Origin of the sequence: Hyphomonas sp. (assembly GCF_036964145.1) — a bacterium.
In the GTDB taxonomy this organism is placed as follows: domain Bacteria; phylum Pseudomonadota; class Alphaproteobacteria; order Caulobacterales; family Hyphomonadaceae; genus Hyphomonas.
Genome location: NZ_JBALUC010000001.1, coordinates 523,982 through 545,394, shown reverse-complemented (window position 1 = coordinate 545,394; position 21,413 = coordinate 523,982). Strand labels below are relative to the sequence as shown.

The 21,413-nt window shown below is 62.6% G+C and carries 13 protein-coding genes; 6 read left to right on the top strand and 7 right to left on the bottom strand.

Annotated features, from left to right (window positions below; genetic code table 11):
- Positions 1 to 51: 51 nt before the first annotated feature.
- Positions 52 to 3,177, bottom strand: a complete 3,126-nt coding sequence (locus V7660_RS02665; RefSeq protein WP_335601579.1) for a TonB-dependent receptor — start codon at positions 3,175 to 3,177, stop codon at positions 52 to 54.
- A 263-nt stretch (positions 3,178 to 3,440) separates the two neighbouring features.
- Between V7660_RS02665 and V7660_RS02660 the strand changes: the two genes are divergently transcribed.
- Positions 3,441 to 5,162, top strand: coding sequence for an ArnT family glycosyltransferase (locus V7660_RS02660; RefSeq protein ID WP_335601578.1), 1,722 nt, complete (start codon positions 3,441 to 3,443; stop codon positions 5,160 to 5,162).
- Here the strand turns inward: V7660_RS02660 and msrA are convergent.
- The 3 genes from msrA to V7660_RS02645 form a co-directional block, all read right to left on the bottom strand.
- Positions 5,156 to 5,806 (bottom strand): peptide-methionine (S)-S-oxide reductase MsrA, encoded by a 651-nt coding sequence (msrA, locus tag V7660_RS02655; protein ID WP_335601577.1) that lies wholly within the window; start codon positions 5,804 to 5,806, stop codon positions 5,156 to 5,158. The genes V7660_RS02660 and msrA overlap by 7 nt on opposite strands.
- Before the next feature lie 163 nt (positions 5,807 to 5,969).
- Positions 5,970 to 8,027 carry a penicillin-binding protein 1C gene (pbpC, locus tag V7660_RS02650; protein WP_335601576.1) on the bottom strand — a complete coding sequence of 686 codons (2,058 nt, stop codon included), beginning with the start codon at positions 8,025 to 8,027 and terminating at the stop codon, positions 5,970 to 5,972.
- Positions 8,028 to 8,030: 3 nt separating this feature from the next.
- Positions 8,031 to 13,004, bottom strand: a complete 4,974-nt coding sequence (locus V7660_RS02645; protein ID WP_335601575.1) for an alpha-2-macroglobulin family protein — start codon at positions 13,002 to 13,004, stop codon at positions 8,031 to 8,033.
- A gap of 66 nt (positions 13,005 to 13,070) precedes the next feature.
- Between V7660_RS02645 and V7660_RS02640 the strand changes: the two genes are divergently transcribed.
- A complete protein-coding gene (locus tag V7660_RS02640; RefSeq protein ID WP_335601574.1) occupies positions 13,071 to 13,535 on the top strand; it encodes a YbaN family protein in 465 nt (154 codons plus the stop codon).
- A 94-nt stretch (positions 13,536 to 13,629) separates the two neighbouring features.
- Complete coding sequence (locus tag V7660_RS02635; protein ID WP_335601573.1) at positions 13,630 to 14,403, top strand: SDR family NAD(P)-dependent oxidoreductase; 774 nt, start codon at positions 13,630 to 13,632, stop codon at positions 14,401 to 14,403.
- A gap of 3 nt (positions 14,404 to 14,406) precedes the next feature.
- Here V7660_RS02635 and bioB read toward each other — a convergent pair whose 3' ends face one another.
- Positions 14,407 to 15,408: a biotin synthase BioB gene (gene bioB, locus V7660_RS02630; RefSeq protein WP_335601572.1), complete on the bottom strand. Its 1,002-nt coding sequence runs from the start codon at positions 15,406 to 15,408 to the stop codon at positions 14,407 to 14,409.
- A 137-nt stretch (positions 15,409 to 15,545) separates the two neighbouring features.
- Between bioB and V7660_RS02625 the strand changes: the two genes are divergently transcribed.
- From V7660_RS02625 to V7660_RS02615, 3 genes are all read left to right on the top strand, one after another.
- Positions 15,546 to 16,289 (top strand): TVP38/TMEM64 family protein, encoded by a 744-nt coding sequence (locus V7660_RS02625; protein WP_335601571.1) that lies wholly within the window; start codon positions 15,546 to 15,548, stop codon positions 16,287 to 16,289.
- Positions 16,290 to 16,443: 154 nt separating this feature from the next.
- Positions 16,444 to 17,985: a 2-isopropylmalate synthase gene (locus tag V7660_RS02620; protein ID WP_335601570.1), complete on the top strand. Its 1,542-nt coding sequence runs from the start codon at positions 16,444 to 16,446 to the stop codon at positions 17,983 to 17,985.
- Between the two features lie 34 nt (positions 17,986 to 18,019).
- A complete protein-coding gene (locus V7660_RS02615) occupies positions 18,020 to 18,913 on the top strand; it encodes a DMT family transporter (protein WP_335601569.1) in 894 nt (297 codons plus the stop codon).
- Here V7660_RS02615 and V7660_RS02610 read toward each other — a convergent pair whose 3' ends face one another.
- Together V7660_RS02610 and V7660_RS02605 are read right to left on the bottom strand one after the other, a co-directional pair.
- A complete protein-coding gene (locus V7660_RS02610) occupies positions 18,914 to 21,028 on the bottom strand; it encodes a hypothetical protein (RefSeq protein WP_335601568.1) in 2,115 nt (704 codons plus the stop codon).
- A 77-nt stretch (positions 21,029 to 21,105) separates the two neighbouring features.
- Positions 21,106 to 21,249 (bottom strand): hypothetical protein, encoded by a 144-nt coding sequence (locus V7660_RS02605; protein ID WP_335601567.1) that lies wholly within the window; start codon positions 21,247 to 21,249, stop codon positions 21,106 to 21,108.
- Positions 21,250 to 21,413 lie beyond the last annotated feature (164 nt).

The window sequence follows — 21,413 nt, the reverse complement described above, 5'->3', positions numbered from 1 at the left end:
AGGGCGGCTCTTCGCAGAGCCGCCCTTCCCGATTTCATTCTGGCGATCAGCCTAGAACTTGTACTTCACACCGAAGTGAACCTGCCACAGCGACGGGCTCGTCACGATGGAGTCACGATCCGCATCAGCATTGAAGCTGGTGATAACGTACTGTCCGTTATCGATATACGCATCGTACAGTGGGGCGCTGGCCGGGAAGCCATGCTCGCGCAGGATGCCCCAATCAGAATTCAGCAGGTTGCCGACGTTCTCGATGGTCATGAACGCTTCTGCACGGTCAGCTTCACGGAAGCCTGGCAGTTCCTGCGTCAGTTTCAGGTCGAACTTCGTCCACCAGTCATCGGCCGCCATGTTACGTGGGGCGATGCTGCCACGATACTCTTTGAGATTATCGCTGCTGTCGATGAACGCGTTAAGCGCTGCTACAGCTGTTGGATCGGAAAGTGCCGAGATGCGAGCATCTGCGATGCCTTCCGGGATGTAAACCAGTTCGCGCGTGCTTCTGGTGAACGGCGAGAACATGGCATTTGACCCGAAGGTGTAGCTGTAAGGCGCGCCCTGGTTTGCCGTACCGAAGACCGACAGACGGGTGAAGTAGTTCGTGATGAACTCTTCTTCCCAGTTGAAGGTCATGTTGAAGCGGTGAGCAATCTCGTAATCGCTGGTTCCGAGATCCGGCTGGAAAGCATTGGATGTCGAGAAGTTAGAGAAGTTAGAGAACGCAACCGAAGACGTCATCGGGTTGGCATCGTCAGCATCCGTATAAGCGTAGCTGAGCGACCAATCGATACCATTGTCGTAATCCTTCGCAACGCCAGCGGAGAGGACAAGCGAGTCACCCTTTTCAGCCGTGTTGGTCAGCAGGAAGTCATTGGTGTTACCGGCATATGTCGGACGGCCGTCCGGGGCGATGCCTGTCTGAGTCCAGCTGACCGGCTGCCACAGGGCAGCTTCATTGGTCTTGGAATACAGGATGTCCGCCATGAGCGTCCAGTTGTCACCCAGCATCGGGTTTCCAGAGTCATAGTTCATGACCGCACCGAAAGCATATTTCCATTCGGATGGGATTTCGAAGTCCGGATCAATCGCGTTGACTGGGCCGCTGCCAACACCGGCCGCGACGTTTGCAATGCTCGAATCCGGCACGTCGATGAACGGAGAGCCCGTACCACCGGCATAGGTGTAGTCGTTGATGTTGCCACCGCGGATACGGTCTTCGAACAAGGTGACACCATTGTTGGAGTAATTGTTCGAGATCCAGACGTTCGGATTACCGCCGGAGTAGAGGCCGACACCACCATGCAGGCTGATATCGTTGTTCACTTCATAGGTGAAGCCGAGGCGCGGCTGGATCAGGTCCCGGCCATCCATGGTGTCGTCATTGCGGAAACCATAGTTTGTCTCGAAGTCTGCATTGTACATCGGCGCGTCGTCCGACGTGTAGAAATCGTAGCGGAGACCCGCAACGACGTTCAACTTGTCAGAAACCTGCCAATCATCCTGAACGTAGATCGTGTTGATCTCGTAGCCGAAATCAGCGGCGCCATCATTCTCGTCATTGGAGCCTGCAGCATTCTCGTACCGGAAGTCGGAGAAGTCGCCAGCGGCGAAGTCTGCAATGGAGTCGAAGACCCACTCGCCCTGAACTTCCTGGATGAAGAGGTTGAAGACTTCAAATTCTTCGCGCTCTGCACCGAAGGTCACAACGTGGTCGCCCAGCGTCCAGTCAGCTTTACCTTTGTAGTTCAGCGTCGTGTAGGCCAGCTTGTTGGCATGACGGCTGTCATCAGCGCCGAGGTAGACGGTGGAACCGCCATCGGTGTCGATCTGGATTTCGCCGAAATTGTCGAGACCGGCAACCGGGATCTGACGGTTGTCGAGATCAACATAGGTCACGCGGAATTCGGTGGAGAACGTGTCGGTCCAGTCAGAGTACAGGGCACCGGAATAGTTCTGCAGTTCAGCGCCACGCTCATAGTAGTGGTTGCCGTCTGCCAGGCGGGAGGAACCGCTATCGGACGGGCTGAAGTTGAAGCCGTCATTGTAGTTGTAGGTGAAGGCTGCGCGATGATCGTTGGTGATGTTCCAGTCAAGCTTGACGAAGATCTTTTCGTCTTCGACAGCCAGCGAGCTTGGCAGGCCACCGGACACATAGCCATAGCCTTCAGCGATCGAGATGATCTGATCGTATTCAGCCTGCGTGACACCAGCGCTTTCCGGCGTATAGCCGAAGATGTTGGCACCTTCGAATTTCTCATAGGAGCCGAAGAGGAAAAGCTTGTCCTTGATCAGCGGCATACCGACGTTGAAGCCGTAGCGCTTCTCGTCGAAATCGCCGAGGTCGCGGGCAATACCATCCGTTTCGTCGCCGGTCAGCGAGTCGCTGGTATAGTCGTAGAAGACGCCGCCGTGGATTTCGTTTCCGCCGGACTTCGTGACAGCGTTGATGTTACAAGCCGTAAACTGGCCGTATTCAACGTCGAACGGGGCAAGCTCGACCGAGACCTGCTCGATGGAGTCGAAGGAGAACGGGATGCGCTCGGTCGGGTAACCGTTCGAGTTCAGACCGAAATTGTCGGAGAGGCGTGCGCCGTCAACCGTCAGGGAGTTGTAGCGCGGGTTGGCACCGGCACAGTTGATCGAGTCATTGAATGCTTCGTCGACATAGACGCGCGGATCAAGGCGAACGATGTCCTTGATGTCGCGGTTCATCGCCGGAGCATTTTCCAGCGTGGCGAGATTGTAGACGGAAGACGGGCCGGTGGAGACCTGAGCGACCTGCATGGCCGAACCGGTAATGACAACCGTTTCCATGCGGGCGGCGTCGTCGTCGCGAGCGATGACCAGGTCGAGGTCGGTGTCGGTGCCGAGGTTGGCGTAGACGTCTTCAGCGCGGGCCGAGACGAAGCCTTCGCCGGAAATCGTCAGGCTGTAAGGACCGCCGACGCGCAGGTTCTGGGCAGAGAACTGCCCAGCTGCGTTCGTGGTGGCCATGGAAACCGTGCCGCTTGGCTCATGCAGGACCGTAACGGTCGCGCCAGCAACAGCGGCTCCGTTCTCGTCCGTCACAGAACCGCGGATCGCGGAAGTTGTAACCTGCGCCATCGCGACGCCGGCAATGCTCAGCGCAATGGCAGATACTGCTGCCCCACGCCCGAAAGTGGTCCAATTTTTCATGACTATTCCCCTAGTCGGTGATGCGCCAGCAACCGCCCATTGCGGGTCGCCGGTACTGCGGGTCGGATAGCGACTCCGAATGACAGATTAGTGACAAGATCTTGAAGGTTCAGCAGTTAATGCTGCGAACACAGCCAATCGATTTGCTGCGATGCAAAAAAGACACGGTTTGAAGGCGCACCTGCGCACTTAGCGTGCGCTTGGGGGTATTTTATGCTTCAGGGCAGCGGCATAAGTCTCAAGATGAGAAGGAATCACGCCTCATGATCGTTGATGAGTCCGAATCGTCTGGCCGCTGGCAGGCCATCACATTTTCAGCGCTGCTGATACTGCTTGTGATGAGAGTTGTCTTCACCGGAATCTCGCCCTTAAATCTCTATGCTGACGAAGCGCAATACTGGCGCTGGGGCGATACGCTGGAATGGGGCTATTATTCCAAGCCGCCCATGATTGCCTGGGTCATCCATGCCGTCACATCTGTATTCGGCAATGCAGAATGGGCCGTCCGCCTCCCGGCCGCCTTCCTGCATACGGCTGGCGCCGCCTTCATCTATTTCCTCGGGCGCGACATGTACGGGGCCCGCGTCGGCATGTTTGCAAGCCTCGGCTATGCGCTGATGCCCGCCGTGATCCTGTCTTCTGTCGTGATCTCTACAGATGGTGTGCTCATCCCCTTCTGGTGCGCCGCCCTTTGGGCCTTGTGGCGCCTGCGCAGCGGACAAGGCGCCTGGGTGAGCGCGCTCGGCCTCGGCGTCGCAGTCGGGCTCGGCTTCCTGTCGAAATACGCCATGCTCTATTTCGCCATTGGCATTGTGCTCGTCCTGTTGATCGACGTGCAGAGCCGTCGGGCCCTGTTCACATGGAAAGGCCTCGCAGCGCTGGCGGTGGCGGCTGCTATCTTTGCGCCGCACCTTGCCTGGAATGCGGCCAATGATTTCAAGACGGTCAGCCATACCGTCGACAACGCCAATCTCGGCGGCGACCTGATCAATCCGGAAAACGCTCTCACCTTCCTGATCGACCAGCTCGGTGTGTTTGGGCCAATCAGCTTCCTGGCGCTTGTCTTCGGCATCTTTGTAATGCGCAGCGAAGACGAGGGAATCATGGGCCGCGACCGCTGGCTGCTCTGTTTCATCCTGCCCGTCCTGGTGATCATCCTCGCCCAGGCCGTGCTGTCGCGCGCCAATGCGAACTGGGCGGCGACCGCCTATCCTGCGGCCAGCGTTCTGGTCGCCGCATGGCTTGCCCGCGCGCGGCCGAACCGGAATTTGTGGTACATCATCGCCGCGATCAGTTTCCTTGCCTTCCTGCTGGCACCGGATGTCTCCCTCACGACGCGCCTGCTGATCGGCGCCATTGTGGCGGCAGCCATTCTGGGTTTCGGGCATTTCGTGCGGCATTCGCCATCCGGCCTGCTCTGGACCAGCCTGTCGCTGCATGCCGTCCTGATGCTGGCCCTGATGACCATCGCGCTGGTGCCACCAACCCTGTCGACCTCGCTCGGCTTCGACAACGCCCTGAAGCGCACACGCGGCTGGGATAGCGCCGCCGAGCAGCTGTTCACACGCGCTGAGGAACTGGACGCAACCTCTGTCCTGGTGGATGAACGGGAGGCTTGGCACGGGCTCGACTATTATGCCCGCGACCGGGAAACGCCGATGCTCTCCTGGCGTCGCTATGCCGGTCCGAAAAGCTTTTCAGAGGCAGAGCCGCTGGACGGCGCGCTCGCAGAGCGCGTGCTGGTCGCCTCGATCCATCCCGGCATGCGGCCCAGACTGCGCAGCGACTTCCAGACTTTCGAACATGTCGGCGCGATTTCCATCCCGCTCGGCACGCGCAGCAATGGCTGCCCGATTGTGCGGGAGTTCCAGCTCTATGTCGGCTCGGGATACCAGCGTCAGAACCGGACACCGGAATGGGAAACGCGCTTTGACGGGCAGACCGAATTCAAGCCGGCGCCCTGCCCCGCCCCTGAAGCTCAATGATCGGTGGCGTCGCCCCAAAGAGTCTGAACCCGTTTGTCCCGGCCACATGAGGTCCGGTAGTAGCGGTACTTCAGCGGATTTTTCTTGTAATAGTTCTGGTGATAGTCCTCGGCGGGCCAGAACGTGCTCGCCTGGACCACGCGCGTGACCACGGGATCCTTCAGGACTCCCGACTTGTCGATCTCCGCGATCTCGGTCTCTGCCACGGCGCGTTCGTCCTCATTGCCGACAAAGATGGCGGTGCGGTAGCTGTCACCCTTGTCGCAGAACTGACCATAAGGATCCGTCGGGTCCACATGCCGGAAGAAATAGTCGACCAGCGTGTCATAGCTGACCAGATCCGGATCATAGGTCACCTTCACGGCCTCATAATGTCCGGTATGCTCGTGCGACACCTGCTTGTAGGTCGGATTGGCCAGTTCGCCGCCTGTATAGCCGGACACCGTATCGACCACGCCCTCGACCTTGTCGAAATCGGATTCCACACACCAGAAACAGCCCCCCGCGAACACGGCTGAAGACAGGCGCTTCGGAGCGGTTTCAGGGGCTGGCTGGTTCTGGGCGCCGGCATTCGAAAAGAAGGCAAGCGCCATGGCAGCCAGGCCAGCAGCGATGGTTAACGTGGGGGCGGATGGTGTACGCATGACAGTTCCCGATACTCAAAACCTGACACGGCAAACACACGCCGCGCTGTGTCCCTCATATGGCGGTCTCCCCTCCGCCGTGAAGGCCGTAAAGGCAGTGTTGACAGAAATGTGTTGCCGGCGTGTTGCCAAACTGCGTCAGTAATGGGGCAGGCCCGACCCGTTAGGACGGCCCCGTCAGCACACGGACCCTGACCTGGCTCGCCCGGCCGCTCTCGTCCACGGCGGTGATCGTGTAGAAGCCCGGCAGGGTCGGCAACCAGATGGGTGCGCCCGCATCATCGGCCTCACTCGGACGTCCGTCGATGTACCAGGCGAGGCGCCCCTCCCCGCGTCCAGCGAGCACGAAGGGCCGCGCGGACGCGCCATCAACGCTGCCGGCCCAAAGCTCTGCATTGGCGGGCGGGAACATGATTTCCGGCGGCGCGGCGGGTGAAAAGTCATGCAGGGCGCCGCGTGTTTCGATTTTGCGCTGTGTGGTCAGGCGCGTGCGGGCCTCGCCTTCATCGCGCAAATGATGAGCTGTGCGGTCGGCAATCTCGAACAGCAGGGGCAGCGCAGTTACCCGTCCGGTCTTGCCGGGACGCGGCGCGCCATCGGCCCGGCCGACCCAGACGATGATGGCGTGCTCGCCAGACACCGCCGCCGCCCAGCTGTCACGGAAGCCATAGGAGGTGCCTGTCTTGAACGCGACCTGTGGCGCATCTGCGGTCAAGCGTCCCGGCATACGCCCTTCCGGCATCGGGGCATTTTGCAGGATACGGATGATATCGGACGCGCTTTCGGCGCTGACCAGCCGGCGGCCCATGCGCTCGTAACTCGCAGCTTCGTCCTCGGCGCGCCAGACGAGCGGCTTGGCCACGCCGCCATCGCCGAGCGCTGCATAGAGCACAGCCAGCTCCCGCGCGGTCATGCCCGCGCCGCCCAGCGCCAGAGCGAGCCCCGCATCATGGTTTGCCCCGCCGCCGATCCGGGGCCGGGCGCCCGCCAATGCCAGCTGCGCCGCGAACCGTTCCGGCCCGACCCGGTCCAGCATCAGGACGGCGGGCACGTTGAGCGAATGCTGCAAGGCATCCGACACACGCACATCGCCGCGAAACATCCGGTCGAAATTTTCCGGCTGGTAGGAGGCAAACCGTTTCGGCAAATCGGAAATGCGCGTGTCCGGCGCGGCCTGCCCGTCATCGAAGGCCATGGCGTAGATGAAAGGTTTCAGGGTGGAGCCCGGCGAACGCGCCTGCGCGGTCAGGTCCAGCCAGCCCCCCGCCCGGTCGCGCGAGGCAGACCCGACCAGCGCCCGTACGCCGCGCGTGGGAATCTGCACCACGATGGCCGACACCTGCACGTCCGGCCCTTCGGCCTCTGCCTTACGTAGGGCGATGGCTTCGAGTTCGGCCTGAAGGCCTGCATCCAGCGTGGAGCGCACATCTTCGCGCGGACCACTCGCCAGCGCCTTCTCCGTGCCATGCCAGGCGCGCATCGGAAAGTCACGCCGCCGCGTCGGGACCGTAGAGGTCGCTACCTCCTCCACATCCGCCTCGCTGAACACGCCATACCAGCCGAGCTTGGTGGCCACCCAGTCACGCGCCTTCCGGGCCTGTTCGGGCCGCCGGTCCGGGCGGCGCACTTCCGGCGATTGCGGCAGCGCGATCAGCAGCGCGATCTCGTCATCCGACAAGCGGTCGGCCTCATGCCCGAAATAGCTCCAGCTGGCCGCGCGCACGCCTTCGAGGTTTCCGCCATAGGGCGTCAGCGTCAGGTAGAGTTCGAGGATCTCGTCCTTCGACAGGCGCCGCTCGATCTGCCAGGCGCGAGCAATCTCGATCAGCTTTGACCCGACATTGCGGTCCCGCGGCTCCAGCATGCGCGCCGTTTGCATCGTGAGCGTCGATCCCCCGGAGACGATCCGCCCGGCCTTCACGGAGTCGATCACGGCCCGGCCAAGGCCCGTCCAGTCGGTTCCGCGATGCGTATAGAAGCGCTTGTCCTCGACCCGGACCAGCGCCTCGATGAATTCCGGGTCGATCTTGTCGAGGTCCCCCCGGAACCGCCACCGTCCATCCTCCGTCGGGAAAGCCCGCAGGGGCCTGCTCTCCCGGTCCGTGACCAGCGCAGAGATGTCTCCCGCGCGGTCAATCGGCGGCGGCAATATCCAGTCCGCAAGGACAACCGCCACGAACAGGGCGGTTATCCCGATAACGATACGCCGAGGCGTCAGCATGACCTACTGACCGCCTCCCATCGTTCCGGGCGCCGCGCTGATCGTCACCCGGCCGGGCTTGGATCGGGCGAACACTTCGGGACGATACATATCTTCGGCCACCACGCCCGGCATCGCGAAATCGCCCGGCGTCACGGCCCGCACGACATAAGCGAGCGTGACGGGCTGCGCGTAGACATCCACGGCGGCGACGAAACGGTCATCCTGAGCCTCGGCTGTCTGCACATTGGCAATCTGGCCCAGATAGGCGAACCCACCGGAGCCGCCATATTCCCGCTTTCCATCAGCGGGGCGCAGCACGGATTCGATCTCGAACCCGGCTGGCAGCAAGTCTGCCACGATGACGGGGTTGAGGCGCCGCTCATGCGGCGAGACGGTCAGGCGCACGACCAGCTGGTCGCCCTGGCTGATACGGGAGAGGTTCACCCGCCCTCCGGTCAGCGTGAAGAACGCCTTGTCGACGCCCATCTTGGAGGTCGCAGCAGGCGGCGCCTTCTCTGGCGACCCACTGACCATCACAGTACGGAACATCGGTGCCTGGCCTTCAAGCGTAAAGGTCACGCCCTCTTCTGCCTGCACTTCGGTCACGGTGTATTGCCGGTCATTATTGTTGCCCCGGCCAAGCCCTTCGACCTTCAGCCGGAAGCCGTCTGCGCCCTTGTTCAGGGAGTCCACAGCGAGCAGTGCGAACGCTTTCTCCTGGGTGGTCAGGCCGCTGGGGTCCGGCGCATCCTCGCCCAATTTGGCGGCGAGACGTTCGACCACGTCCAGCATGTCCGCTTCGGAGGCGAGCGCCAGGATGGCGGTCTCGTCGCGCAGCGGCGTCTGGTAATAGTCGCCGGTATTGTTGTAGCCGAGCGCCTCTTCGGCCGCCTTGAAGGCGGAGGCCGCCCGGGCCCGGTCCCCCAGCATGGCAAGGCCGGCCCCAATATGGGCACGCGCCAGCGGGCTCTCGATCGATTGCAACTCGCGGTCATGCAGGTAACGCAGGCGGGAAATATCTGCCTTGCCCGCCTTGGCCAGCACATAGAGCGCATAAGCCGACGAGCGCTGCATCAATTTCTCTGCCGTGTCGTTGGAATAGCGGCTCTCATAGACATCCGTGTCATACCCATAGACGCGCCAGGCATCGCCGGTCGAGATCGCCCGCAAGGCCCCATAGGCCCGCTCCAGCGACTCATCCGGCACGGCATAGCCGGCTTGCTTCGCCCGATAGACAAAGTCCGTGACATAGGCCCCGAGCCATGGGGAGGCATAGCCGTCCCCTTCCCGCCACAGGCCGAAGGCGCCATCAGAGCCCTGACGGTTCAGCAGCGTGTTTACCGCCGTCTGGATACGCGTCTTCGGATCGTCGCGGCGTTCCGGCGCGCCCATGGCGATCAGCTGCTCGGAATAAAGCAAGGGCAAGGCCCGGCTGGTCGTCTGTTCGGTACACCCATACGGATAGCGGTCGAGCGAGGCGTAAAGCGTCGCCGGGTCCATTGGCAGGGTCGAATAGCCGACACTGATCGTGGCAGAGCCCGGCACGAGCCCGTCCAGCAGATCTGCGCTGACCGAGTAGGTATCGCCCGGCTCCATCAACTGCCGGCTGATCTTGGTCACGGGCAGGTAAGGCGAGCGGGTCTGGATCTGGTAGGTCCGGTCCGTCTCGAAATTGCCCGGTCCACTGACGGCCAGACTGACTGTTGCGATCCCTTCGGATTCGGCGTCGATGCGAACGGGCACGTCTGCACGGGCCCCTGTCGCGAGCGACCGCGTCAGCTTGCCATCTGCGACATCCACCGGGCCATCGGCCGAGATTTCGGCCGTGAACTCGCCAGGTCCCAATTCGACATTGTCGATGCTGGCCGTAAGCTGGGCCTCATCGCCAGGCGCAAGGAAGCGCGGCATGATGAGGTCAGACGGCGCCTTCTCGCGCACGATCATGCTGGACTCGGCTGAGCCAAGTCCGGACCGCGACCAGGCCACCGCCATCAGGCGCAGCTCGCCATTGAATTCCGGCAGCTCAAGACGAATCTTCGCCTTGCCGGACCGGCCGACATCCACGAGGCCGGAGAACAGGGCGACCGATTTCACCGGCACCACGGACACGCCTTCGCCGCCCAGCTGGTCACCCCCAGAGCGGACTTCGGCCGGCATGCCCATGTTCGGGTCGAGCAGGCGCCCGTAATCATCGTACATTTCAACGCCGAGCGCCTTCTTGCCGTAATAATAGCTGACCGGGTCCGGGCTCTTGAACTTGGTGAGGCTGAGAATGCCTTCATCCACGGCGGCGAGCGTCAGGAAGACCGGCTCGCGCGGGCCATTCTCGAACTCGACCTCGATCACCTGCTCGCCCACCGGGCGGGCAATATCCGGCGCGTTCAGCGTCAGGCCGAAGGTACGCGCGCCCATGTCCACCGGGATATGGGTCACGCCGACCGCGCGGCGGGGTTTCGCCCGCAGGATCGGGTCACGTTCGGTATAGACCGACACCATGACATAGGCGCCTTCGCCCCATTCATCCGTCACCGGCAGGGTCACATTCGTCCCCTGCGCACTGACCGAGAAATTCTGGACCGACAGGATGCGGTCCGTCGCCACAACGACCTGTGCCTGGCCTTGATAGGGCGGAACAATCGTGATGTCGGCGCTCTGGCCAGCAGATGGGGCCTTCTCCGGCCCGATGATGCGGACCCGGTCCGGGGCCTCGGCGCCATCTTCCGAGACACCGCCGCCCCAGCCAACATAGAAATCATCACTGGAGACGACCGACGCATTCGCGTCCGTGCCTTCCACGACCAGTTCATGGCTGCCCCAGTCGAGACCGGAGACCCGGATTTCGGTGCTGCCGCCTTCCGGCGTCGTCACGATGCCTTCATTGACCTTGGTCACCGTGCGCGACCGGCGCCAGCGCCATTGGTCGCCATCGCGGTACCAGTCGTAATGATAGTCGATGGCGAGGAGTTTCCAGGTGAGCCGCTGGGCGATCGCCTGGCCCTTCTCATTCATCGCGACGACTTCATAGGCCGCGTCCTGGCCTTCCTCGACCGAATATTCAAAGCCGGGCTTCAGGCCGACATAGAGCCGTTCCGGGCGATACGGAATCCGCACGCTCTCGGTGACGGCGCGGCCGCCAGGCTCCAGCACGCTGATCACGGCATTGATGCGCAGCGGGCGCCCGGCATTGCTGCCGGCATTGCCGGGGGCGAGCTTGACCGTCGCCACCCCTGCCCCGTCCGTCGTCGTATCATCCATTTCCAGGATGCGCTCGCGGAAGCTCTCATCATGCTTGCCGAAGGTGAACCCCTTGAAGTCGGGGAACGGGTTCGGCGCCGCTTCGATCCGCGCTTCGGACTTGACCGTCAGGCCAGCGCCCGGCGCGCCATAGAGGAACCGTGACGCAACCTCCACTGAGCGCGTCTCGCCCAACAGGACGGGCGTTTCCTTGTCCGTGTCCAGATCAACGGCAATCCGCTGCGGCACGAAATCCTCGACAGAGAAGCTCACCGACCCGGAGGCGCCCGACACGCCATCGACCTCTACAGTTGCCCGCCACTGGCCTCGGGATGCGCCCTTGGCAAGGTCGTATCCCTCGACCACAGCAGACGCTTCCGGATCATCGAACCGGATACGCTCGGCAACCAGGCCGTTCGGACGATAGATCACGAGATTGCCGGCCCGGTCCTCGATGGCCTTGCCGGTATGGTCGCGCAGCAGCGCGGTCAGCTGCACCGTCTCGCCGGGGCGGTAGATGCCCCGCTCGGTATACATGAAGGCGTCAATATCACCTGCGGTCCGGCGCCCGCCCACGGCATATTCCGACAGATCCACCGGCGCACGTGTCAGGTCCAGTGCGGCCAGTTCGCCCTTGGCACTGTAGGCCAGGATCAGCTTGGGCTCCATGTTGCCCTGACCATTGGTGATCGGCGCGTCAAACGCCACCCGGCCGACTTCATTGGTGCGGCCTTCGGCAAGGATGTCATTGTTACGGGCGACCAGTTGCACGGTCGTGTCCGGCACGGGGCGGCCATCCTGCAGCGAGCGCAGCGTGACATCGAGGCCGTTGCCACCCTCATAGGCGGTGATCGCCAGATCGGTCATCATGATCCAGCGGCTGGACGAGGCCGGCGGCTGTTCGGCGCTGCTGAGGTCAGCAGCGTCCTGGACGGTCACATAGTATGCGCCGGGCTCCAGCGGGCCGACAACATCCTGCAACGGGAAGACGGAAACGACCGGGGCGTTCTGCTCCTTGGCCACATCCATGCGACCCGTGAACAGGATTTCCTGCACATCCTCGGGATTGTCCTCACCCCACGTATAAGCATACCGCCCTTGGGCATTGGTCTGGCCTTCGGAGATCGACTTGAACGCCAGCGCGCGATCATTGATGCGCGAGACGGTCACTTCGACCTCATCGACATTCACCGTTTCGATCGGCAGGCCGTCAGCGTCCTCTCGCGGCAGGATCACGCCTGCGCCCTTGAAGCCGACATAAGGCGGCCGGTCGGCAAAATCGATCGGCACCACTTCCTCGTTTTTCAGCGTGCGGCCATCGGCAGCCGGAAGACCGGACAGCAGCGTTGCCGACCGCTCCGACCCGAAGGTCAGGCCGCCAACACACAATTCCCGCCCTTCAACGCTAAGCGCCGGGCGGAAGGCCGGGCGGAATTCGAGATAGGGCGAATAATCCGCTTCCGGATCAAGCGGAGCGGAAAAGACGAAACAGGCGAGCGGCTGCTCTGTCGCGGTATCGATCCGGTAGCGGAAATAGGAAAAATCCTGTTCGGCCTCGTTCTGCGCAGCCTGACGCCGGCGCTCGCGCTGCCGGGCGGCGACATTGTCCGCCGGGGACCGGGTGACAATCGTGCCTTCATCGCTGGCGGCGTCGGATTGTCGGCTTTCCTTGTCGCCTCCGCACGCCGCGAGCGCGGCGATCATCATGGCAACGACCAAAGTCCGACCAATTCCCCGCCTGCCCGATACGAAGTGCGACATGAACCCTCTCCTTTGAGCTTTCCTGCAACTCTTACACATCTTCGTGGCGGCGCGAACAGGGCGCGAATGGGTCAAATCAAAGAAATTTCTACAAATTACAGCCGCATTCGGGCGACCTGCACCGCTTTGGGGGTTGCCAGCGGCCATTGGGCGGGGAATGGATTTGCCATGTGGATATGGCGCGCAGTCGGGAGTGTGGCCTTCGTGCTGGGCGCGATCGGTCTGGCCGTTCCGATCTGGCCGACCACGATATTCTGGATCGTCGCCGCCCTCGCATTTGCCAAATCCAATCCCAGCTGGGCCGACTGGATCTATCGCCAACCTGGCGTGGGGCCCGCCATCAAGACCTTTCTTGAAACCGGCGCCATGGCCCGGCAGGCCAAGATCGCTGCTCTGTGCGGCATGGGCCTGGCCGCGATGATCGTCATTGCCTTTGCCTACAGGACCCCTTGGGTACTGGCGGGCGGGCTCGGCCTGATTGCGATTGGCGCGCTCTATGTGATGACCCGCAAGCCTCTTCGGGACGAGTAAGCCCCTCATTATTCCCTACCTTCCCTGAGGGCGGGGATTTCCTTTGCCGGTGCCGCCTCTAGGCTGCCTGCCTAAGCGAACGGGAGACACGCACATGGATCTGGGACTCAAGGGAAAAACCATCTTCGTTGCCGGCGCCAGCCGGGGCATCGGCCTCAGCATCGCCGAAACCTGCCTTGCCGAAGGCGCAAAGGTCGCGCTGGCAGCGCGTGGCGAGGAGAATTTGGAAGCGCAACGCGCCCGACTCGCGGCACAGTTCGGAGAGGACAATGTCTGGGCCCGAGCGGGGGATCTGCGCGACTCCCGGACCGTCGACACCATGATCGACACGATCGAGAACGAACTTGGCGAGCTCTGGGGCGCGGTCGCCAATGTCGGCCTCCACCCCTGCCCGCCCGGCTATGAAGTGGATGACGCTACCTGGGATGCCGGCATCTCGCAGAATCTCGATTCCGCGTTCTTCCTCGCGCGCTCGGCCCTGCGCCGCATGGACCCGCGCGGTGAAGGCGCAATCCTGATGATCTCGTCCATTGCCGGCCTCGGCGCGCTGGGCACGCCGCTCACTTACGGCACGTCGAAAGCAGCGATGAACCATCTCACCAAGGAACTCGCCAATATCGCCGGCGCCTCCGGTATCCGGGTCAATGCCATTGCGCCCGGCAATATCATCTTTCCGGGCGGCGACTGGCAGGAACGCATGGACGGCCCCCGCGCAGAGGCATGGGCTCGCTGGATCAAGCGGGAAGTGCCGATGCAACGCTATGGCAAGCCCGAGGAAATCGGTGCGGCCGCGGCCTACCTGCTCAGCGACAAGGCCAGCTTCGTGACCGGTGCCATACTCCCCGTGGATGGCGGCCAGACCCGCTAGGAATCAGCTGCCGATCAGCGTCGTTCGCCGCGCCGGGGCTTCCATCTCTTCCCGACTGGCGGCTTCCAGGCCCATTTGCCCCATCAGCGCATCATCCTCGTCAATTTCCGGATTGTTGGTGGTCAGCAGGCGATCGCCGACAAAGATCGAGTTCGCACCAGCCAGAAGGCAAAGCGCCTGCCCCTCTTCCGTCATGCCTTCGCGCCCGGCCGACAGGCGCACCCAGCTTTGCGGAAACACGATGCGGCAGACGGCAATGGCGCGCGCCATCTCAATCACGGAGATGGCCGGGCTGTGTCCCAGAGGCGTGCCTTCAATCGGCACCAGCATATTGACCGGCACACTTTCCGGGTGAGGCGTCAGCTTGGCCAGTTCATGGATCAGGCCGATCCGGTCGTCCCGGCTCTCGCCCATGCCCAGGATGCCGCCACAGCAGAGCTTCAGCCCTGCGGTCCGCGCCCGGCCGAGGGTTTCCAGCCGGTCATCATAGGTGCGGGTCGAAACGACTTTGCCGTAATATTCCGGTGAGGTGTCGAGGTTGTGATTGTAATAATCGAGCCCGGCCGATTTCAGAGCCTCCGCCTGTCCATCGTCCAGCATGCCCAGCGTCACGCAGGTTTCCAGACCTTCAGCCTTCACGGCCTCGATCATCGCGGCGACTTTCGGCACGTCGCGATCCTTCAGGCTGCGCCAGGCCGCGCCCATGCAGAACCGGTCCGCCCCATTCTCCTTGGCCCGCCGGGCCGCGGTGACCACCTCGTCCAGCGGCATCAGTTTCGAGGCATCGAGGCCGGTGTCGAAATGTGCAGACTGGCTGCAATAGCCGCAATCCTCGGCGCAGCCACCCGTCTTGATCGACAGCAATTGCGACTTCTGAACTTTCCCATCCGGCCAGTTTGCCTGCTTCACCGTGAGTGCCTGCGCCATCAGCGTGTCGAGCGGCAAGGCGTAGAGCGTGGCGATTTGGTCCCGGGTCCAGTCATGGCGAGGGGAAAGGTCTGTCATTCGGGGGATCCTTGAGGGTTACAATCGATCGGCAGACTACGTATCTGGGCGGTACGGATCGATCAACTGCTGCTGAAATTAACTTTGCCGCACGTGGCGGATTGGCGTAAATCGCCCTGACCTTGAAAGCGCCCTTCATGGATACTCGTCCCGCCCCCAAAAGAATCCTGGATGCCAATGCGCGCACCGGCGCCATCATTGGCGGCGTGGCGCTAGCCGTGATCGTCTTCCTGTTCATTATCGGAAAGACGACCAATCTGATGGACGTCACCGCCTTGCAGGCCTTCATGCAGGACATCGCCTCCAGTCCCTGGGCCTTGCCGGCCCTGATCCTGCTATTTGTGGTCGGCGCCTTTGTGGGCATTCCGCAATTCGCGCTGTTGGCCATCGCGATAGCCATGTTCGGCCCGTGGCTTGGCGCAATCCTGGGCTGGATTGCCAACATGGTGGCCGGCGCCGCCACCTTCTATGCCGGGCGTCTGGCCGGGGAAAAGACTTTCCGGCGCTATGCCGGCGAGACGGCCAACAAATTGTCGGGCTTTGTGGGCAGGAATGCCATGATGACCAGCGCGATTGTCCGGAACGTGCCCGCCGGCCCTGCCCTGCTCGTCAACATGGCGTTCGGGGTCAGCCATGCGAAATTCCTGCACTATTGGGCGGGCATGGGCGTCGGCATCATTCCCAAGATCGCCCTGATCGCGTTTGCTGGACAAAGCCTGTTTGCGGCCTTCAAGGGTAATCCAGGGGTCGCGATTGCGGCCGCAGCCGCCGCCATCGGCGTCTATGTGGCCCTGGCCGCCTATGCGCGGGCCAGAATGCGGAAAGCCGGGCAATCTGTTGCCCTGATCCCTCAAAACAAGGTTGACAGCACCGCACCTTAGGCCGATGTAACACCCCATGTGGAATAAATTGCCTCTTCAACTACTGCTTACCGGCCCCTGGCCGGTGATGTCTGCCTAGGGTCAGCCAGGGCAGACGCGCGGTCAGGGGTCATCTTCAGCCTTTTTTCCCATCCCCAGACCCGGTAGCTCCAAAATGTCCACCTCATCCAATCCTCATATCCGTATATTCGACACGACCTTGCGCGACGGCGAACAATCGCCCGGCGCCTCCATGACCCATAATGAAAAGCTCGAACTCGCCGAGCTCATGGAGACAATGGGCGTTGATGTCATCGAAGCGGGTTTCCCGGCCGCGTCCGAAGGCGATTTCGCCGCCGTCAGCGCCATCGCCGAGCAGTCGAAATCCGCAATCATCTGCGGCCTCGCCCGCTCGACGCCAAACGATATCGACCGCTGCGCTGAAGCGGTGAAGAAAGCGGCCCGCCCGCGCATCCACACCTTCATCTCGACCAGCCCGGTCCACATGAAGCACAAGCTGAAAATGGGCCCAAACGCCGTGCTCGAAGCGGTCGGCCGCTCGGTCGCCCAGGCCCGCAACCATACCGACGATGTCGAATGGAGCGCCGAAGACGCGACCCGCACCGATTTCGACTTCCTGTGCAAATGTATCGACCTGGCCATTGCCAGCGGCGCAACCACGATCAATCTGCCCGACACCGTCGGCTATTCGCATCCCGACGAGTATGGTGCCCTGTTCCGCCGTGTGATCGAGACCATCCCGAACTCCGACAAGGTCATCTGGTCGGCGCACTGCCACAATGACCTTGGCCTCGCGGTCGCGAACTCCATCAACGCCGTCGCCAATGGAGCACGTCAGGTGGAATGCGCCATCAACGGTCTTGGCGAACGCGCCGGCAATGCCGCACTGGAAGAGATCGTCATGGCGATGAAGGTGCGCAGCGACACGCTGCCCTTCGAAACCAATATCAAGCCGGCCTACCTCTCCCGTGCATCGGCCATGGTCAGCCGCATCACCGGTTTCCCGGTCCAATACAACAAGGCCATCGTCGGCAAGAACGCCTTCGCGCATGAAAGCGGCATCCACCAGGATGGCATGCTGAAGAATGCCGAGACATATGAAATCATGCGGCCCGAAGATGTCGGCGTCGCCAAGACATCACTGGTCATGGGCAAGCATTCCGGCCGTCACGCCTTCCGCGACAAGCTGGAAGCGCTCGGCTACACGATGGAAGGCGATCCGCTGAATGATGCGTTCAAGCGCTTCAAGGCCCTCGCCGACCGCAAGAAGCATGTCTTCGATGACGACATCATCGCCCTCGTCGATGACCAGCTGGCCGCAGAAGGCGAGCGGATCGCGTTCAAGCGGTTGCGGGTCGTTGCCGGAACAGATGCGCCCCAGACCGCAGAAATTGACCTCGTCGTGGATGGTGAAGACAAATACGCCATCGCGCGCGGCAATGGCCCGGTCGATGCCGTCTTCAATGCCATTCGCGAGATCGTGCCGCATGAAGGCAAGCTGGAACTGTATCAGGTCCATGCGGTAACCGGCGGCACCGATGCGCAGGCGACCGTATCCGTCCGTCTCAATTGCGAGGGCATCATGTCGACCGGCCGGTCATCCGATCCGGACACGCTGGTGGCGAGCGCCAAGGCGTATCTCCACGCCGTGAACAAGCTGGAAGCGCGCAAGGCGAAGCGGTCACAGGCCGCCTAGACAAGCCCCATCTCCTCTCAAAGAGTATTGCTGCATGGATCTCTGGATTCCCATGACGCTGGCGGCTGCGTTCTGCCAGAATGTCCGCTCTGCGCTTCAGAAACAGCTGAAAACGACGCTCAGCACATGGGGCGCGACTGCCTCGCGTTTCGTCTATGCGGCGCCCTTGGCCATCGGCCTGCTGGCGGCCCTGACCTTCGGGCGGGGCGAGCCCCTGCCTGCGCCGCCGGGCGCTTTCTTTGCCTACGCCCTTATAGGCGGGACAAGCCAGGTCGCGGCCACGGGCCTGCTGATCCATCTGTTCTCGCGGGCCAATTTCGCGGCGGCGACCGCCTTTACGAAGACCGAACCCATTCAGGCGGCCTTGGTCGGTATTGTGCTCCTGGGCGATGCCCTCACCCTGCCGGCCCTGTTGGCCATCCTCACCAGCATCTTCGGCATCATCCTGATATCCCTGCCCAAGAGCGCCGGGGGCAGATGGACGCCGGACGGATCACTCTGGATCGGCCTGTTGTCCGGCGCATGTTTCGCGGTGTCATCCGTATCGCTTCGGGGGGCATCCCTGTCGCTCGGGGAGGCGAGCCTGTTGCTGAGCACGACCACCACGCTCGCCTTTGTCACGCTGATCCAGTCGGCGATGCTGCTGGCTTGGCTGGGCGTGCGCGAACGGGGACAGGTCGGCAAACTCTTCCGCGCCTGGCATCATGCGGGCTGGGTCGGCGTCATCGGCTTTCTCGGATCCATGGCATGGGTCATGGCATTCACCCTGAAGGACGCCGCGAGCGTGAAGGCGGTCGGACAGGTCGAAATCCTGTTCACGCTGGTCGCCTCTCACCTGATCTTCAGGGAACGCATCACCCCCCGCGAGCTTGCGGGCATCCTGCTGGTCGCCTCGGGCGTGGTCGGGATCGTCCTGCTGGGCGGCTGATCAGAGCGCCGCGTCGAGCAGGAGATAGGCTGCGAGCCGGGCGCTGGCATTGCGGCCGGTCTTCTGGGTCTGCTCCAGCGCGTGCAGCGCATCCTCGGATTCCATGTCGAGGAAGTCCCGCGCAAGGTCCATCAAATCCCGGTCATTGCGCAGGCGCTGCGTGACCCGGTCCACTTGGCGTCCGGCCTGGGACAGGATCGCTGATTTGCGCTCCTTGTCGCCGCGACGGGCCGCTTCGGCAATCTTGCGCTTCGCTTTCGGGCGGATCGCTTCCGGCAGGACAATGCCGGACGTCTGCAACCGCTCGATCAATTCCTCGGCCACATCCTCGCGGTCGCGCAAGGGTTTGTCTTCGCGGCTCATGTCCGAAATGATGTCGCGCCAGCCCATCTCCGCGCCCGAGGAAGGCGGGGAAGACGGCCGGACAGGCACGAGCGGCATCGGCTCATCCGGCGTTTCCGGCAGCGGATCCGGCTCAAGGATATCGGATGTGCCGGGGGCAAAATCCGTCGCGCGACGGCGCGGCGTGTCGTCCGGCAGAGGGTCTTCAACCGGCGTATCATCGTGACGGCGGCGCAATTGCTGCGGTTCAGGCTCCGGCACCTTCTGTTCCAGCGCACGGCTCAAATCCCAGGTGTCATCCTCTGCCGGTGCATCCGGTTCGTGGGTCAGCGCGGCGGTGGCCAGTGCGTCGGCGGCCGCATCGAACAATTCATCTTCCATGCTGGCGCGCGGCTGGGCCTTCGGCTTGGGCGCGGCAGGCGATTCCGGCGTGTGACCGTTGCGATCGCTCAGATGGTAACCATTGCTATGCCCGTTGCCATTGCGCACCGGGGTCGGCTCGAACGGTTCATCCTCGTCCATCTCAGACTCGGCATGCACGACTTCCGCGCGATCCGGCACGGGCTCCGCTGCAGCCGGGATGATGGTTGGCTGAGGCTGAGGGGAAGGCTCTGGCGCAACCGGCTGGGCCGGGGCGTCGTCGGCCTCGGCCAGCGAGCTTGCCTGACGTACCTTGTGCTCCAACCGCACCGTGTCGGCCTTCGCCGCATATTCAGCGGACCGGATCGCGGCAGCGGCCTCGTCGCCGGCTTCGCGGAGACGGGCGAGCGCACGCGCGGCATTCTCGGCCGCTTCGCGGGTCGATGTGTTGATCTCGTGATTGGCGCGGCGCGCCCCGTCCAGCGCGGAAGAGACGGCCTCGGTCAGCGCGTCGCCAGTTGTCATCGCGGCAGCGGCAGCTATCTCCCCTGCCCTGACCGCGGCGTCTACGGTCCGGCGGGACTGGTCGAGCTTTTCCTCGACCCGTGTGACGGCAAAGGTCAGTGTTTCGGTGCGCGTGGCGGCATCGCGCGCCAGCGCGTCCAGCTCCACCAGTTTCTCAGACAGGGTCCGGCCCGCCAGCTGCATCGACTGCAGACGATTCTCCAGCGCTTCGTCAGCGCGGGAGACTTCCTCGCTCGCATCGCGCGCCGCTTTCACCATCATCTGCGCCTGACGCGGGATGGCTTCGTTCAGCGATTGCATGTGGGTGCGCAGGTCGCGGGCCAGCCCTTCAAGCGCATGACGCTCCTGGCCAAGCCGTTCGGTCAGGTCACGGGCATTGTCCGCGCTGGCATAAGCGACTGATTCCAGCCGCAGGCGCTCATCACCAATCTCGCCGGCCATAGCTTTCATCGCCGACAGGGCATGTGCCATCGCGCGATCCACTTCGGCGGCGGCCTGTTTCATCTGCTCGGCAAAGGTGATGCCCTCAGTGCCGGCTTCGCGCGCCGGGGCCATCAGGCGAACAGCGGCTTCCATGACGAGGGCGTTCGAGGCGGCGGAGCGGCGGTTCGTGCGGCCCATATAGCCGGCCATGATCATCAACAGGGCTGGTACGACCAGCGCCATGGCCCCGCCGACCAGGACCAGGGGCTGCAATTCCTTCAGCCCATCCACGCCCCAGATGCCGATCGCCATCGCGGCGGCGCCCAATATCCAGGAAAACGCCACGACAAACCCGGTCACAACCATCCAGCTTCCCCCACTACGGGCAAGCTCGAAGTTTTCAGACGCCTCTTGCCTGACCAGCAGGTCGCGGCCAGACGGGCGAGCGGCGGGCATTTCGTTCATAACGGGAGTATACCGCGACATTTCGCCCGGCGCGAGACCAGAATGTGTGCATTTCTAGGTATCGGCCGTTAGCGACCTCAGCGGCCGAAGAGCGCCGTCACCACTGTATCCTGGCGGGAAGCCTCGGGCGTATCATCCTGCTCCGGCGCGAATTCAAGCCCCAGCCACGCCAAAGTAGCTGCCAAAACCAGATTACGAACCAGAACGATGAAACCCAACATCGTGAATCCCCAGAGCCAAGATAGAACGTGCCCCCTGAATCCGGGCACACATGAATAATAATTCAAGTTAGGCTTTTCGACAATCGATAAATTCATCTGAAGCAAGAATTTGCCACCTCTACAGAATTGTTAACGATTGCGCAGCAGCCTCGTGGCACGCTTGT